This window comes from Zunongwangia sp. SCSIO 43204 (assembly GCF_019904275.1).
Taxonomy (GTDB): domain Bacteria; phylum Bacteroidota; class Bacteroidia; order Flavobacteriales; family Flavobacteriaceae; genus Zunongwangia; species Zunongwangia mangrovi.
Map to the genome: position 1 here is coordinate 1415935 of NZ_CP063204.1, position 15977 is coordinate 1431911.

Consider the following 15977-nt stretch of genomic DNA (forward strand, 5'->3'; position numbering starts at 1 on the left):
TGTAAAATACAATCTGTAAAGAATATTGTACTTTTGAAATAGATGTTTTAATTCCTGAAAAGAATAATATCCTATGGAAAACTTAGATGAGGTAGATCTTAAGCTCTTAAAAATACTGCACGAGAACTCGAATTTTACCGTAAAAGAGCTGGCGAAGCAGGTAAATCTTTCTGCTTCTCCTGTATTTGAGCGCTTAAAGCGATTAGAAAAAAACGGATATATTAAAAAATATATCGCCATTTTAGATGCTGAAAAATTGCATCAGGGATTTATCGTTTTTTGCAATATTAAACTGAAAAAACACGACAGGAATATCGGGAATCAATTTGTAGCTGATATAATGGATATCGATGAAATCGTAGAATGTTATAACATTTCAGGTGATTTTGATTTCTTACTGAAAGTATATGCCCGAAACATGAAGCATTATCAGGATTTTGTGTTTAATAAATTAGGCGGTGTAAAAAGTATTGGCAGTACGCACAGCACTTTTGTAATGACCGAGATTAAAAATACTTACGGAATTGGTATTATTTAAAATAACTAAGGCTAATTTTAAATAATCTCACTATTGTATCGTATATCTAAAACGTATGCCTTGGGATAATCTAAAATAACCAAAGGCAAAATTATTTGGATTTGTTTCGTTTACAAGGTTTCCGCGAACATTTGCAGGTGGCGTTCCAAAAGGATTGGCAACAGCACTTTCTAAAATAAGTTCCATATAATCATGAAATTGTTCTGAGACTGCTCGAAAAGTAATATCGATATCACTTCCTGGCTCTAGATCTTCATGCGAGAAGTTTTGGTACATTTCATTTCCGTTAAAAAAATCGTCACTGGAAAGGTCGTATTCTGGGAAGTTTAGCACATCGCTCTGAAAGTCGGTCAGATAAAAATTAGTTTCATCTTCAGGATCATCATAATAAAAACGAACTTCTTTATCTTCTCCCAAAAAGCCACCATCTTCATATTGTTCAATTCTTATAACTTCAGGAGAAGCAACTAAGGTTTCTGTAGCGGTATATTCTTCGCCGTCTAAAATAACATTTAAGGTGTACTCGCTGCCAATTTCAGGATCAAAATTAGTGCAGGTGTAGGTTCCAGCGGTTTCAGATTCTGTAAAATAAAATAATTCTTCATCCTGATTTTGGATACTTACAATAGCTCCAGAAACACGAGTAGTTTCCGTATTATAATAATCGGTTAACCTGGAAAGATAAATGCTTTGATTTTCTCCGGAAGTACCAGAGAGCCAAATAATTTCAGCATCTACGACCAGTCTGGCTTCCCCTTGATCCAGATCAACATCGATAACATCTTCGCAGGAAGAAGTGGTTGCTAATAACAGCAAAGCGAAACACTGAAGTATATATTTTTTGTGTAGAGATTTCATGGAATTAAAACTTAAAATTATAAGAAACACTAGGTAAAATGCCGAAAATCGATAATCTGCGGGCTTCATTTATTCCGGTGGCATCGTTAGTTGTAAAGCGTATAGATGCGGCGTTTCTCCTGTTGTATGCATTATAAATACTGAACACCCAATAGCTTTGCCAGCCTTTATTTTTATTTGGTTTTGGGGTAAGAGTCGCGGCCAGATCTAAATGATGATAAAGCGGTAAACGATTTTCATTTCGTAAAGAATAGTTAGGTACCGGGATGCCGCCAAATTCATAATATCCATTGGGATAGGTTACCGGTTGGCCAGATTGCAAGGCAAAATTAGCACTAAAAGACCATTTTTTGCTGTACTCGTAATTTCCCGTAACACTTAGATTATGCAGTTTGTCATAAGGCGATAAATACCAGTTTCCATTGGCGATTCCCGGTTCTTGCGGAGTTCGTCCAGCGGTTCGTTGTTCTGCGCGAGAAAGAGTATAAGAAATCCATCCGGTAAGATCACCTCTATTTTTTCTGAATAGAACTTCTAAGCCATAAGCTCTTGCCTGCCCATTTAGTAACACCTGTTCGATATCGTTGTTCGCTATTAGATTTGCACCGTCTACATAATCGATTCTATTATCGATATCTTTATAAAAGGCTTCGGTTTCTAAACTGTACGTATTATTATCAAAATTTCTGAAGTAACCTAAAGCATATTGATCTAAGATCTGAGGTTCTATAAAAGGTCCGCTTGGCGTCCAAATGTTCACCGGAGTTGGCGACTGGCTGTTAGAAACGATATGTAAATATTGCGCCATTCTATTATAACTGGTTTTTAAGGAAGATTCATTATTCAGAATAAAAGATAGCGCAGCACGTGGTTCAAAATTATTAAAATCTGATATCAATTCTCCCGAATCATAAAATTGAGTTCCAACCGGTGTTGCTTCCTGATAGATGTTATAATCTGCATTATAATCTACAGGGCTATTTTCGTAAATACTTACATTTTGAGGTCCGTATCTATAAAACGCACTGTATCGCAGTCCGTATCGCACTTCTAATTGATCTCCAATTTTTTGATTTACATCTAGGTAGGCTGAAGGTTCTAGAGCATATTTGCGATCTAGCTCTCTATAATTTACGGTAGATTCGCTATTGTTTGGAATAAGAATTCCCGGGTTAAAATCGTAGTAAGTGGCATCGACACCATAATTAAGCTGAATATCATCTGAAATATAATGTTGCCAGGCATATTTTAGTCCGTAGCTTTCTATCCTACTGTCCCAGCTAAAACTAAGTGTGTTTAAGTTGAGTTGGAATTGATAGTCGCTATAGAAAATCGATAGATCTGTGTTTATATTTTTACCGAAGCGATGTTTCCAATTTAATTTTCCCATGGTGTTACCATACGTGCTTGAAAAACTATCGCTAATATCAAAAACATCATTACCAAAATAACCTGAAAAATGCAGACTGTTATTTTCATTTAATTTATAATTCAGCTTTGCATTTAGATCATAGAATTGTGCCGAGTTTTCGTTATCGGCCAATTTTAAGAACAGGTGAGCATAAGAGGTTCTTCCGGCAAGCATAAACGAGGCTTTATCTCTTTTTAATGGACCTTCAACTCTTAGTTTGCTCGAGATCAATCCAATCCCACCTTCAAATTTAAAATCTTGATAATCTCCATTATTCTGAGTAATATCTAAAACCGAAGAAACTCTACCGCCATATTTTGATGGTATTCCGCCTTTATAAAGATCCAGTGAGTTAACCGCATCAGCATTAAAAACCGAGAAAAAACCAAAAAGATGAGAATCGCTATAAATAGGAACATTATCTAATAAAATTAAATTTTGATCTGCTGCGCCACCACGAACATTGAAACCAGAAGAACCTTCTCCTGCATTGGTCACACCGGGCAGCGTAAGCAAGGATTTTAAAGGATCTGGTTCACCCAAAGCAACCGGAATCTGTTTGATCTCGTTCATGCTAAGGCTATTCATGCTCATTTGCGGTTTTTTAATATTCACCGCCTTATTAGTTTGCTCGATCACTACTTCCTCTAGCGTTTCTCCGCCCGGCTCCATTTCTAGAGTCCAGACAATATCTTTATTAAGAGTTACAGTTTCCGTGATCGTATTATAACCTAAAAAGCTAATATTTACTTCGTGTTTTCCCTGCGGAAGTTGTATCGAAAACTTTCCATTTGCATCTGTGGTCGTGCCTTTTTGAAGTTTAGGAATAGTAATACTAGCACCTAAAAGAGGAGTGTTTTCCTCATCGAAAACAGTTCCTGATAATGTATAATTTGCCTGGAGATTTTGGGATTTCAGTTCACCGGGTTTTACCGTAATATTATTACCTAATAACTTGAAATTATGCGGTAAACTAGTGTTTAGTTTTTCAATAAGATCTGTGACACTTATGTTGTCGTAGTTAATTTCAGTAGTAACATTCAGTTTAGAGCTCATTTTTTCAGCATAAGCCAATTTATAATTAGTTTGCTGTTCAATTTGCTTTTTAAGGGTATTTATATTGCTGCCTTTTTCAATATTTATAGCCATTTGTGCACTAAAGCCTAGGCTGTGAATAAAAAGAAAACAGATAAAAATATGTTTCATTTTGAATGTTTTGGATGGTGGCGAGGCCTCCTTATAACGAAATTAGACGTTTTTGAATGTAATTTTTCGAATAGCTTATCGTAGACCCTGGTCCAAGTCGAATCTCACTACTATCGGGTAAAAAGATCAATTTAAGTTGATTTCCCCGATTTTCAATATGGATCAGTGAAGCAATTTCTTTTTCAGGGTGATTAGCGATATAAAAACCATTGCTTAAAATCGCCAATATCAATATTGCGGCAGTATATTTTAAAAGAATGGCTGAATTTATACCTGATTCTTGAAAGCTCTTGCGATAGAATTTTTTCTGGATTTTTGTTTTTCTGCGGAAGAAATCACTTGTAGACTTTCTTGTCAAAACTTGTCAAAATTGCTGTCTATTTTCGATTTTTTCATCACGAAGCCATTAATAATTCGCAATTGAAGCCTTGGCGCTTAACGCTGGTCATAAAATGCTTGTCTATGGCTGTTTTTGAAGAAACGACGATTAAAATCTCATCTTCTAGTTGAAATGGATGTATTTCATATTCAGAAAACTGAAATGCCAGCACTTTTAAAAGCTGGACTAATTTATCCTGTTCCAGAATCCCTAAAGTATAACTTTCAACGATCATTAATTGCAGTCTTTTTTATTAGATAATCGAGATTATAAATTCCGAGGCTTGCCTCGAATTAGAGTTGATTTTCAAAATCCCTCATGGACCTGTCTTGAGGTTCTTTACCAAAACGTAAATAGATCTTGATTAAGTATATTTAGGGTAGATATTATTAATGATTTGTTTAATTTAAAATTAGGTTGTAAGTTTGCCAGCCCTTTTTTTCAATGCTCACCGTTGAACTTTTTTAAGGGATCAAATATCGAAGTTTACTTCCTTTATATTGGGAGATCAAAAATATAAGTGGTTTAAGCCGCTAGAGATTCAAAAGAAATTTATCTGGATTTTGATGAATCTTAAGACTTAGTTGTGTTGTTTGTTCCAAGAAATTGGAACTTGTAGGTAAACCTTTTTTGGCTATTAATTTAGTCTGAAGGTTTCCAATGAGAAGCTTTTTTCCGTTTATTCGGGAAGAGGCTTTTTTGTTTTAAGGATATAAATTATTGGTATGCTAAAAACTCATATAAAGATTTGTAAATTTAAACTTGATAATTCAATACAAAGATTAGGGTGAAGTATATACCAAAGGATTTTTATTCCTATTTTAAAGAATGCTTTAAGTTGGATAATAAGGAATTTATTCTTCAGAATATTTTATCCAGCAAATATCCTTACAAATGGTTTGCCAATGATAAAGAAGAATTACTTCATAAGGAATTACCTATAATTCCTTATCCAAACAAAAAATATGGTGAAATAAATAAAGAATTAGAGCTTTATAATCTAGAAAAGCAACTGTTTTATGGTTGTTATTTTATTCTTGGAAAAGCGAACAACCCTATAGCAAAAGATAATCGTATATGTGCTCCACTTTTTCTGTTTCCTGCGGAATTGGAAATTAATGAAGGTCTTAGTTTTTTAAGAATAGATCGAAGTAATTACGAGATTAACAGATATGCGTTGCAATTATTAGAGTTGCAAGATGATGAGGTTGATAAAGGTGATTTTTTAAAAGAGCTTACTCGTCGGCTTGAAGCAGGTAATTTAATAGGAATTAAAAGTTTCCTAGATCGAAGCACACTAAATCTGGATACCGAAGATCTTTTGCTATTTCCTACGGTCTGGAATGCTGCTAAAATTAGAAAATACCTTAGCAAAGAGAACTTTAATGATAATATTTATAAGATTGTTCCGGCCGCAGGCACAGCCTTAGTTGAAAAGTCTGAAGCATCATTAAGGATCTTAAACGATTTGGAAAAGATGGCGAAGCACGAGAGGTTTAGTGAGAATTTGGAAAAATTGCTAAACGATAAAAGAGATCTTTTAGGTAGCTATCAAAGTATTTATAAGAATCGGTTAAATAGTGAGCAATATGAAGCACTTAAAAATGCGAATAAATTTTCAAATTCTGTAATAATAGGGCCTCCTGGTACAGGAAAGAGTTATACCATAAATTCTATAGTTGTTGATGCACTAATGAATAATAATTCTGTTTTAGTTGTATCTAAAACTAAACAAGCTGTAGAGGTGATTAGAGAAATGTTGGAAGATGATTTTAAACTTAAAGATTATCTTATTCATACCTCAGGTTTTAATTATAAAGTCAGCTTAAAGTCAAAGATCAGGAAATATCTAAGCGGAGTTTCTGGTAGAAAGAGAGGTGTTAATCTTGAAAAGTTTGACTATCTAATTCGACAACTTGAAAGATTAGAATCTGAATTTGAAGAATTAATAGAACAGGAGCTTAGATTATCCAATCTTTCATTTAATGATGATCTGAATTTATGGCAAAAATGGGAGAAATTTTACTTGAGTAAGATTTCGTATAAGGGAGAGAAATTACTTCCTACATTCGATAAAATGAATACTGTTTTTAATGATCTAGAGAAAGAGATAAGTGTCTTCTCTAGGCATAAGATCGCTAGTAATATTACAAAAAGCTCGATACATTATAGAAAAGATATTTCTAAATTTTATGACGCTCTGGATTCTTCAAGTTTTTCAGTCTATAAAAGAATTTTAGAAGATATTGATCAAAGTAGTGTCCTGAAAGTATTTCCCGTTTGGCTGGCAAATCTTTCAGATCTAAATTCTATACTTCCATTAGAAGAAAACTTATTTGATCTAGTATTAATCGATGAGGCCACGCAATGCGATATTGCCTCAGCTTTACCTGCAATTTTCAGAGCAAAACGAGCTGTAATTATAGGTGATCCAAATCAATTAAGGCATTACTCTTTTGTTTCTAGAGCTCAACAAATAGAATTACAGCAACAATACAATCTTCCTGAAGATGCCTCTTTAGATTATCGAAATAGAAGTATTTTAGATTTATATCTTTCCAAGATTCAGGATCAACATCAAATTACTTTTTTAAGGGAGCATTTTAGATCTACTCCCTCTTTAGTAGAATTTAGTAATCAGAAATTTTATAATGGTCAATTAGAGGTTTTAAAATCTACGCCAGATCACATCTATGAAAACCAGTTAGATTATTTTGAAGTTGATGGAACTCGAAATGAGAGAGGAGTTAATACGCGTGAAGCAGAATTTATAATAGAGAGATTAAAAGCTATTGTTACGAAATACAAAGGTTCACATAAAAAACCATCGCTTGGCATTATATCTCCCTTCAATTCTCAAGTTATATATATAAAAAACCTCATCAGAGATACTTTTGATATCAATGAAATAAAAAAATATAAGCTTTTTTGCGGCACTCCTTATAACTTCCAGGGATCTGAACGTGAAATTATATTTCTTTCATTTTGCGTTTGTAATGAATCTCATCATTCTGCTTTTATTCATTTAAATAAACCCGAAGTTTTTAATGTAGCCATTACCAGAGCTAGATCTTATCAGGCAATAGTGACCTCGGTGGAACTTTCAAAGCTTAATCAAAATTCCTTGCTTTTCGAATATTTGAATTTTATAAAAAATTTTGATCACGAATCATCCAGAATAGAAGAGCATGATAGTTTTCAGAGAGAAGTAGTGAGCTTTTTAGAAAAAAAAGACTTCAAAAAAATCGAATGTGGATATCCCGTTGCTGGCTGCATTCTAGATATACTAATAACTAACGGAAGTAAGAATTATTTTATAGATCTAATTGGTTATCCTGGTAGCTTTGAGAAGGCTTTTAGTCTAGAGCGATATAAAACTTTGGCTAGAATAGGGATTAGATGTTTTCCCCTTCATTATAGTTTCTGGAAACGAAAGCCACATATTGCACAACGTAGCTTATTAAGCTTTGTGAAGAATTAATTGCTCCCGCAACCTTAAACTTTGTGGAGAGAATCAACATAATGTGTGGTGAACACAGGTGTGGAATACCACATAATTTCATAATAATTGTTAAAGAATTAGCCGCGAAAACGTTTGAAGTTAAGAGGTATGTAAATTGCTCTATCTGATGCAGAAATATTCTGTAATTATGGATAAGAAATATAAATTTTCAGTGTTGAACAGGTTTGCAATTTTGTTCATCTCATGCATGCTTTTAAGCCTTTCGTCTTGTAAAGAAGAAGAAAAAGTGGACGAAGGTCTTCCTTTACCAGTTGTATCGCTTAAAGAACAAAATGCCTCAAAAGGTTTCGAATATATTGGTTCTATAGAAGGAGTCGAAACTATCGAAATTCGTCCTCAGGTTGACGGAATCCTGGAAGAGATTTATGTAGATGAAGGTGATTTTGTTGAAAAAGGACAGCCATTATTTAAAGTGAATAGTCAGCCTTATATGGAGGATTATAAAAATGCAATGGCAAATGTGAATTTAGAGAAAGCCAAAGTAGAAAAAGCAAAGAGTGATCTAGAGCGTTTGCAGCCTTTAATTGATAATGAAGTAATTTCTGAAGTTAGAAAGAAATCTGTAGAAGCCGATTATCAGGTGGCGTTATCTTCTTTAGAAAGAGCGCAGGCTCAGGCTGCCAACATGCGAATAAATTTAAATTTTACAACGATAAAAGCGCCGGTAAGCGGATTTATGGGGCGAATTCCTAAATCTCCAGGTAACGTTGTAAAGCAAACAGATGAAAAGCCACTTACCGTATTATCCAAAGTAGATGATATTTACGTTTATTTTTCAATGAGTGAATCAGATTATTTGTATTACGAGAGAGCCAAGAACGATACGCTTTCTAATAAAATGAATAATAAGGTAAAACTTGTATTAGCTGATGGTTCAGTTTATGAACATTCAGGTCGAATCGATGCTAATTCAGGACAAATCGATCGTACTACGGGTTCTATTACATTAAGAGCCAGATTCCAAAATCCAGATACTTTATTAAGATCCGGGAATACAGGGAAGATTTTAATGGAAGAGATTTATCCAAAAGCGATATTAGTTCCTCAAAGTGCTACCACTTTTATTCAGGATAAGAAATTCGTTTTTACGCTGGATGAAAATAATATAGCGCAACGAAAAGAGATTATTACTGAAGGAAGATCTGGCGATAATTACATCGTAAGCTCTAAAAGTTTATCTCCTGATGATCGCATAGTGCTTTCTGGTCTCGATAAACTGGCTAACGGAATTAAAGTAAAACCTATCGAAAGAGGACGTCTGCTATCCCAGGTTCAGGAATAAACCAGGCTTCAGAAATCCACAACCAAAAAAAATTACATGTTTAAGAAAATAGTAAAAAGGCCAGTCCTTACACTGGTCATTACCATCATATTGCTTATTGCCGGGGCTGCGAGTATCACGTCTTTACCTATAGAACGTTTTCCAGAAATTGCTCCACCTAGTGTTAGTGTACAGGTTTATTACCCCGGAGGGAATGCAGAGACTGTTGCAAAATCTGTTTTATTACCTATCGAGGAAGCGATTAATGGTACAGAAAATATGTCTTATGCCAACTCTACTGCAACTAACTCCGGTAGAGGGCGTGTAACCGTATATTTTAAGCCAGGTACAGATCCAGATCTGGCTGCTGTAGATATTCAAAACAGAATTTCTACGATTACCTCGATGATTCCGCCAGAAGTTTCAGAAGCTGGGATATCTGTTACGAAAAGGATGAAAGGTAGTATCATGACTATTAACATTTATAGTGATGATCCTACTTATGATGAGACGTTCTTAAATGCATTTACGAGAATTAATATTCGTAGAGAACTAAAACGTGTCGACGGTCTTGCTGAGGCTTCAATTCTAAGACAACGTGATTATGCCATGCGAATTTGGTTGAATCCGCAGAAAATGGCTTCCTATAAACTCACACCACGAGACGTCTATAATCAAATTAAGGATCAAAACTTCGAAGCTGCTCCTGGTAAATTTGGTGAAAATTCTGAAGAACTTTTTGAGATCATCATGAAGCACGATGGTCGTTTTAATCAGCCAGAAGATTATGAAAACCTGGTGATCAAAACCAAAGACGAAACTTCATTGCATTTAAGAGATATTGCAAGAGTTGAGTTTGGTGCTTCTAACTATACCAGTGAAAACCGTTTAAACGGAAAACCTTCGGTAACCATAGATATCGTTCAGCAGAATGGAGCAAACGCTATGGAAATTGATGGCCGAATTCGTGAGATCTTAGAAGAACAGTCAAAACTATTTCCAGAAGATGTTCATTACGAGATTACTTATAGTGTAAGAAACCAGATCGAAGAATCGATGAGCCAGGTAGAGCATACCCTTGTGGAGGCTTTTATTCTAGTGTTCTTAGTGGTGTTTATCTTTTTGCAGGATTTTAGAGCTACACTTATTACAGCTATTTCTATCCCGGCATCACTTTTAGGTACTTTCTTCTTTTTAAATATTATAGGTGCTTCGATGAACGTATTAAGTATGTTCTCACTGGTGCTGGCTATTGGTATTGTGGTAGATGATGCGATCGTGGTAATGGAAGCCATACACGAAAAAATGACGCATCACAAAATGCCGGTTAAAGAAGCGGTAAGTTCTGCAATGGACGAGATTACCGGGGCGATCATTTCTATAACCGTAGTGATTGCGGCAGTGTTTTTACCGGTAGGTTTTTTAAGTGGTCCGGTAGGAGTCTTTTATCAGGAATTTGCCTACACGATAATTTTTGCGGTATTAATTTCAGCAATTAACGCGCTTACTTTAACGCCGGTACTTAGTAAAATTTTCTTCAGAAAAAAGGAAACAAAAAAGGATAAGCGAGGAATCACCAAAGCTGTTTCTAACTATAGACAATTTAGAAAGGCTAAAGTGTTACGTAGAAAAGGATTTAGGAAATTCGATAATTTCTTCGATCGTTTTACTCAAAAATATTTAAATGCGGTTCGTTGGATCCTGAACAGAAAATGGGTTGGTCTGGGTGCTTTAGCAGTAATTATTGGGCTCACCGTATTTTTATCGAAGATTACACCAAGTGGTTTTATTCCTACCGAGGATGATAACTTTTTGATCTTATCCATGAAAATGCCTGAAGGTTCTTCACTTCACCGTACCAATGTGGCATTAAGAAAAGCCGATTCTATCTTACAGTTACAACCAGCGGTAAAAGGAGTGAATACTGTTTCTGGGTTTAATGTAGTAGATAATGCTAATAGTCCGTCTTCTGGTTTAGCCTATGTGCAATTAAAAGCAGCCGAAGATCGTGGTGAAATTCAGGATATCCAACCTGTGATCAAAGACTTATTGTCCAAATTAGATGAAATTGCTGAAACCGATTTTAATATGTATCCAAGGCCAACCATACAGGGGTTTGGTAATTTCGATGGAGTACAATTTATGCTTCAGGATAGAGCAGATGGCGATTTGGGTGAATTTGGTCAAATTGTAAACGAATTTATAAATACCCTGAACAATCAAAAAGAAGTGGAAAATGCTTTTACTTCTTTCAATCCTAATTTTCCACAGTATCGTTTGGATATCGATTACGAGAAAGCGAAAAATATGGGAGTGAGCGTAAAAGATATGATGTTTACCATTCAATCTTATTTTGGTAGAGTTCAGCCCGGTGATTTTAATAGATTTAGCAGGCAGTATGGTGTGTACATGCAATCTGATATTCAGTTTAGAGAATCGCCAGAATCCTTTAATAGTATTTTCGTTAAGAACGACAAAGGAGATATGGTGCCGGTGAATACGATCGTAAAACTTAGACAAACTTATGGTCCAGAGGTGGTAAACCGTTACAACCTTTACAACGCAGCGAAAATTAACGTAACACCAGCGCAAGGTTATAGTACCGGTGATGTAATGAATATGATCGAAGCTCTTACTGCTGAAAAACTTCCAGGAACTTTAAGTTACGAGTGGACCAGTATGAGTTTAGAAGAAAAGAACTCGGGTGGCGATACGATTATCGTATTTATAATTATTATTCTACTGGTATATTTTATCCTGGCTTCACAATATGAAAGTTTCCTATTGCCTTTAGCGGTGATGCTTTCTCTACCGGTAGGGATTTTTGGTGTGTTTACCGCCATTAATATTGCAGGAATAGACAATAATATTTATGTGCAGATAGGTATTATAATGCTTATAGGTTTACTGGCTAAGAATTCCATTTTGATCGTAGAATTTGTAGCGCAAAAAAGGCGAGCTGGTTTTACTGCTTTCGATGCTGTGATCGAGGCGAGCGCATTAAGAATAAGACCAATTATCATGACTTCTTTAGCGTTTACAGTGGGATTAGTGCCATTAATGTTTGCTGAAGGATCTTCAGCGCAGGGAAATCATTCTGTGAGTATTGGTACTGCCGGAGGAATGATTAGCGGAATCGTGCTGGGTATTTTTATAATTCCTGTTCTGGCGTATGTATTTCAGGTGCTTCATGATAAAATGAATCTGGATCGTTATGCCGAGTAAACCAAAATCAACTAAAAAATTGAAGATGAGAACGAGTTTTCTTTCAAGCATAAAATCAAATAATAGAACAAAATTTTCTGCGAGATTTCTGAAATCTGCTTTAGGGATTTTTGCAATGATCTGCGTGGTAAGTTGTAAAGTAGGAGAGGAATACGCACGTCCAGATTTTGGAGATGATGTTTCTTCTGAATTCTATACAGGTGAAGAAAAAGAGGAAACGCTATCTGTAGATTCACTTAACTCTAATGAAGTGAATACAGATACGATTCCAATGTCTGAAATTCCGTGGAAGGATTATATTACAGATAAGACTTTGCAGAAGCTTATTGATACGGCTTTGGTGAATAATATCGATTTACAAAAAGCCATGAAAAACATGGAAATTGGGATGGAAGAACTTGCGCAATCTAAAGCTAATTTTCTTCCTTCTGTTAATGCGAGGCCGGCCGATTATCGTAGAGAATATTATTCTGAAAATTATAATAATTACGGTTCTAACAGGGCAAGAAGAAATCATGGCGAAAACCCTCCAACAAGCTTTTACACAGAGCGTCTAGAATATTCTGCTGCTTTACAGGCAAACTGGGAGCTTGATGTTTGGGGAAAGTTACGTTGGCAAAAGGAAGCCGCCAGGGCTCAGTTTATGAAAAGTAAAGAGTTCAAAAAAGCGGTGCAAACTTCGCTAATTTCAGAAGTAGCAGCAACGTATTTTAATCTGGTGATGCTAAAATCACAAATAGAAGTTGCAGAGAAGAACTTTGCCTTAAGCGATAGTACTTTAAATATTGTACAATTGCAGTATGGTGCGGGAGAATCTACATCTTTAGCGATTCAGCAAACAAAATCTCAGAAATTAAAGGCAAAAACTTTAATTCCGCAGTTAGAGCGTCAATATGTGATTATGGAAAATAAGCTTAATCGCTTGCTTGGAAGATCACCAAGACCCATAGAAATTGATACTGATTTTGAAGAAATTGAATTTCAGAAAAGATATACTTCTGGTGTGCCTTTAGAATTGATAAAAAATCGCCCGGATGTCGCCATGGCCGAATATGAACTTATCACAGCTAATGCAGATGCCGGTGTTGCAAATGCGCTGCGATATCCTTCCTTAAGTATTGGAGCTTCGGCAGGTTTAAATTCGTTTCGGTTAGAAGAATTTTTAGACCCTGTAAGTTCTGGTTTTGCGTTATTAAACGGAGCTATTTTTCAGCCAATATTTAATAATAGAAAGCTAAAAACAAATTACAATATCGCTTTATCGCAAAAAGAAATCGCTCAGCTAGATTTTAAAGATGATCTTATCACAGCGATTGCAGATGTTTCTAATTCTTTGGCGAAAATGGAGAAATTAAAAGAGGAATATGCAATTGCACAAGAGCGTATCGAGGTTACCCAAAAAGGTTTAAAAGATGCCGGGATGCTTTTTAGGGGTGGTTACGCCAACTACCTGGAAGTAATTAGTGCACAAAGCGACGCGCTAGAAAGTGAGCTAAATTTGATAAATATCAAAAACCAGTTACTCATTGCTAATGTTGAATTATATCGTAGTCTTGGCGGAGGCTGGCAGTAAATAGGAATTAAAAAATCCGTTAGATGTTCTAACGGATTTTTTAATTGGCACCTATAAAGGATATAATACCTCTAGGTAGTTTACTAATTTTTTATACAATATCAACAAGTTTTTCGAATACTCGAGCAACCATTTCAGCGCCGGGATCTGGGATTCCTTCAAGGCTAGATTCAGATAAATAAGAACTGCGTCCTGCACTGGTATTGGTGATATTAGCGGTTTCATCGGCTCCTTTTCTGGCAGCTTCAGCAGCTTCTTTCGTAGACTTTTTATCGCTTAAAGCTTCAAAAGCAGGTTGCATAGCATCGATCATGGTACGATCGCCCTTTTCAGCGCCACCGTAAGATTTCATTTTTTCTAATCCGTTTAGCAAAGCTTTTCCAATATTGTCATCATCTTCAAGGCTACTTCCGGCTTTGGTAAAGAGCATCGACAACAATACTCCGCTAGAACCTCCGGTTTCTCGTGCTAACACACGCCCAACGGTAGTAAATAATTCAGGTAACGAAGCATAGGGTAATTCCGAAGAAATCTTTTTAAACTTTTTACCTGCAGCAGCAAAAGTAGATCCTGCATCGCCATCACCAACTTTCTCGTCCAGATCGTTCATTTCCTTTTCCATTTCAATAAGATAATCGGCAATACTTTCTACAACTTTTTGATGCTTTTTATTTTCTGAAGGCTCGAATTGCATGGTTTTAGGTAGCTCCGGGCTTTTAATACTACTGGGTTTCGCATAGGCTCTAATTCGCCATTCTGGAGTTTCGGTTTTTTCTAAAAGTGCGTTTTTGATTTCTTCATCTAACTTTAAAAGGGTGATCGAAAAACCATTCATATTTAAAGAAGTGGTCATTGCGGTTGGGCCAACCAGGTATTTCACTTTTCCAGAAATATCGGTTTTATCAAAACTATGCACTAGTAAGTTCATTTCGAGCGGAGTCACACTGCCCAAATTGTTAAAAAGCAGCACATATTTTTCATCGTCCTCCGGAAGATATTCTTTCAGTTTATCTACCGCTTTTTGAACTAGTGCATCGGCCTGATCCATCTTTATAACATCCACACCGGGTTCGCCGTGAATACCCAAACCTAATTCGGCTTCGGTTTTATCTAATCTCGACTCTTCCGGGTTGTTGAATTTCTGTCCTTCAGTAAGTGATAGTCCAATTGAGATAGCATTTTTAGCCACTTTTTTTGCCGCTTTGGTCACTTCATCTAAAGATTTTCCTTCTTCCGCTAATTGTCCGGCAACTTTATGAACTAGTAAAGTTCCGGCAAGACCACGCTGCTGCGTATCTTCGCCTAAGGCAATATCGTCACCAACAATCACGGTTTCAACTTTATGACCAAGCGCCCTTGCCTGCTCGGCTGCTAGCCCGAAATTCAATCGGTCTCCTGTATAATTTTTTATAACCAGTAAACAGCCTTTTTCGCTGTCTACCGCGAGAATGGCTGCTAAAACAGCATCTACAGATGGTGAAGCAAAAATATCGCCACAAACAGCAGCGGTAAGCATGCCCTTGGCAACAAAACCAGCGTGCATAGGCTCGTGACCAGATCCTCCTCCAGAGATGATGGCAACTTTAGATCTATCGATCTCTTTTCGGGTAACTACCCTAACTTCAGGAAAACTGTCTAGTTTGGTAAGATTAGGATCTGTAAGCAATCCTTCTATAGATTCGTTTACAACGTTATCGGGTTTATTAATGAAAAATTTCATGGATAGGTTTTCTTTTAAAGGTAAAGAATTATAAAGCCTTTACACAGTGATAAGCGCTATTCACTTCAGAATTTATAAAAACTTTAAGTTGCCTTTAGCACTTTTTGAAAGCTATAAAAACACATCTCGATTTTATCGATTTTCAGCTTATATTTTTTACTTGATAATCGAGATTAAATGTTCCGAGGCGTGCCTCGATACAAAGACGATTTTAAAAAAAAATGTCTCATGGGCTTGTCTGGAGGTAGTTGACTTAAGTTATGAATTTAGGAGGCGATAAATT

Annotated in this window: 9 protein-coding genes; 5 read left to right on the top strand and 4 right to left on the bottom strand. The window is 35.9% G+C overall.

The window, feature by feature from the left end; all coding sequences use genetic code 11:
• Positions 1-73: 73 nt before the first annotated feature.
• Positions 74-538, top strand: a complete 465-nt coding sequence (locus INR75_RS06310; protein ID WP_084840535.1) for an Lrp/AsnC family transcriptional regulator — start codon at positions 74-76, stop codon at positions 536-538.
• Positions 539-568: 30 nt separating this feature from the next.
• On the opposite strand, the gene INR75_RS06315 is transcribed toward INR75_RS06310, so the two are convergent.
• From INR75_RS06315 to INR75_RS06325, 3 genes are all read right to left on the bottom strand, one after another.
• A complete protein-coding gene (locus tag INR75_RS06315) occupies positions 569-1396 on the bottom strand; it encodes a DUF4249 domain-containing protein (RefSeq protein WP_223091217.1) in 828 nt (275 codons plus the stop codon).
• A gap of 4 nt (positions 1397-1400) precedes the next feature.
• Positions 1401-4013, bottom strand: a complete 2613-nt coding sequence (locus tag INR75_RS06320; protein WP_223091218.1) for a TonB-dependent receptor — start codon at positions 4011-4013, stop codon at positions 1401-1403.
• Between the two features lie 395 nt (positions 4014-4408).
• Positions 4409-4627 carry a hypothetical protein gene (locus INR75_RS06325; protein ID WP_223091219.1) on the bottom strand — a complete coding sequence of 73 codons (219 nt, stop codon included), beginning with the start codon at positions 4625-4627 and terminating at the stop codon, positions 4409-4411.
• 603 nt (positions 4628-5230) lie between these two features.
• On the opposite strand from INR75_RS06325, the gene INR75_RS06330 reads away from it, so the two are divergent.
• The 4 genes from INR75_RS06330 to INR75_RS06345 all read left to right on the top strand — a co-directional run bounded on the left by INR75_RS06330 (position 5231) and on the right by INR75_RS06345 (position 13974).
• Positions 5231-7873, top strand: a complete 2643-nt coding sequence (locus INR75_RS06330; RefSeq protein WP_223091220.1) for a DEAD/DEAH box helicase — start codon at positions 5231-5233, stop codon at positions 7871-7873.
• Positions 7874-8021: 148 nt separating this feature from the next.
• Positions 8022-9197: an efflux RND transporter periplasmic adaptor subunit gene (locus INR75_RS06335; protein ID WP_255584659.1), complete on the top strand. Its 1176-nt coding sequence runs from the start codon at positions 8022-8024 to the stop codon at positions 9195-9197.
• A gap of 36 nt (positions 9198-9233) precedes the next feature.
• Complete coding sequence (locus INR75_RS06340; protein ID WP_223091221.1) at positions 9234-12401, top strand: efflux RND transporter permease subunit; 3168 nt, start codon at positions 9234-9236, stop codon at positions 12399-12401.
• 25 nt (positions 12402-12426) lie between these two features.
• Positions 12427-13974 (top strand): TolC family protein, encoded by a 1548-nt coding sequence (locus INR75_RS06345; RefSeq protein WP_223091222.1) that lies wholly within the window; start codon positions 12427-12429, stop codon positions 13972-13974.
• A 91-nt stretch (positions 13975-14065) separates the two neighbouring features.
• Here INR75_RS06345 and INR75_RS06350 read toward each other — a convergent pair whose 3' ends face one another.
• A complete protein-coding gene (locus INR75_RS06350) occupies positions 14066-15694 on the bottom strand; it encodes a dihydroxyacetone kinase subunit DhaK (protein WP_223091223.1) in 1629 nt (542 codons plus the stop codon).
• Positions 15695-15977 lie beyond the last annotated feature (283 nt).

Coding starts and splice junctions, on each gene's coding strand:
- INR75_RS06320 (WP_223091218.1), bottom strand. CDS start 4,013: ATGAAACATATTTTTATCTGTTTTCTTTTTATTCACAGCCTAGGCTTT.
- INR75_RS06350 (WP_223091223.1), bottom strand. CDS start 15,694: ATGAAATTTTTCATTAATAAACCCGATAACGTTGTAAACGAATCTATA.
- INR75_RS06310 (WP_084840535.1), top strand. CDS start 74: ATGGAAAACTTAGATGAGGTAGATCTTAAGCTCTTAAAAATACTGCAC.
- INR75_RS06325 (WP_223091219.1), bottom strand. CDS start 4,627: ATGATCGTTGAAAGTTATACTTTAGGGATTCTGGAACAGGATAAATTA.
- INR75_RS06335 (WP_255584659.1), top strand. CDS start 8,022: ATGCAGAAATATTCTGTAATTATGGATAAGAAATATAAATTTTCAGTG.
- INR75_RS06315 (WP_223091217.1), bottom strand. CDS start 1,396: ATGAAATCTCTACACAAAAAATATATACTTCAGTGTTTCGCTTTGCTG.
- INR75_RS06340 (WP_223091221.1), top strand. CDS start 9,234: ATGTTTAAGAAAATAGTAAAAAGGCCAGTCCTTACACTGGTCATTACC.
- INR75_RS06345 (WP_223091222.1), top strand. CDS start 12,427: ATGAGAACGAGTTTTCTTTCAAGCATAAAATCAAATAATAGAACAAAA.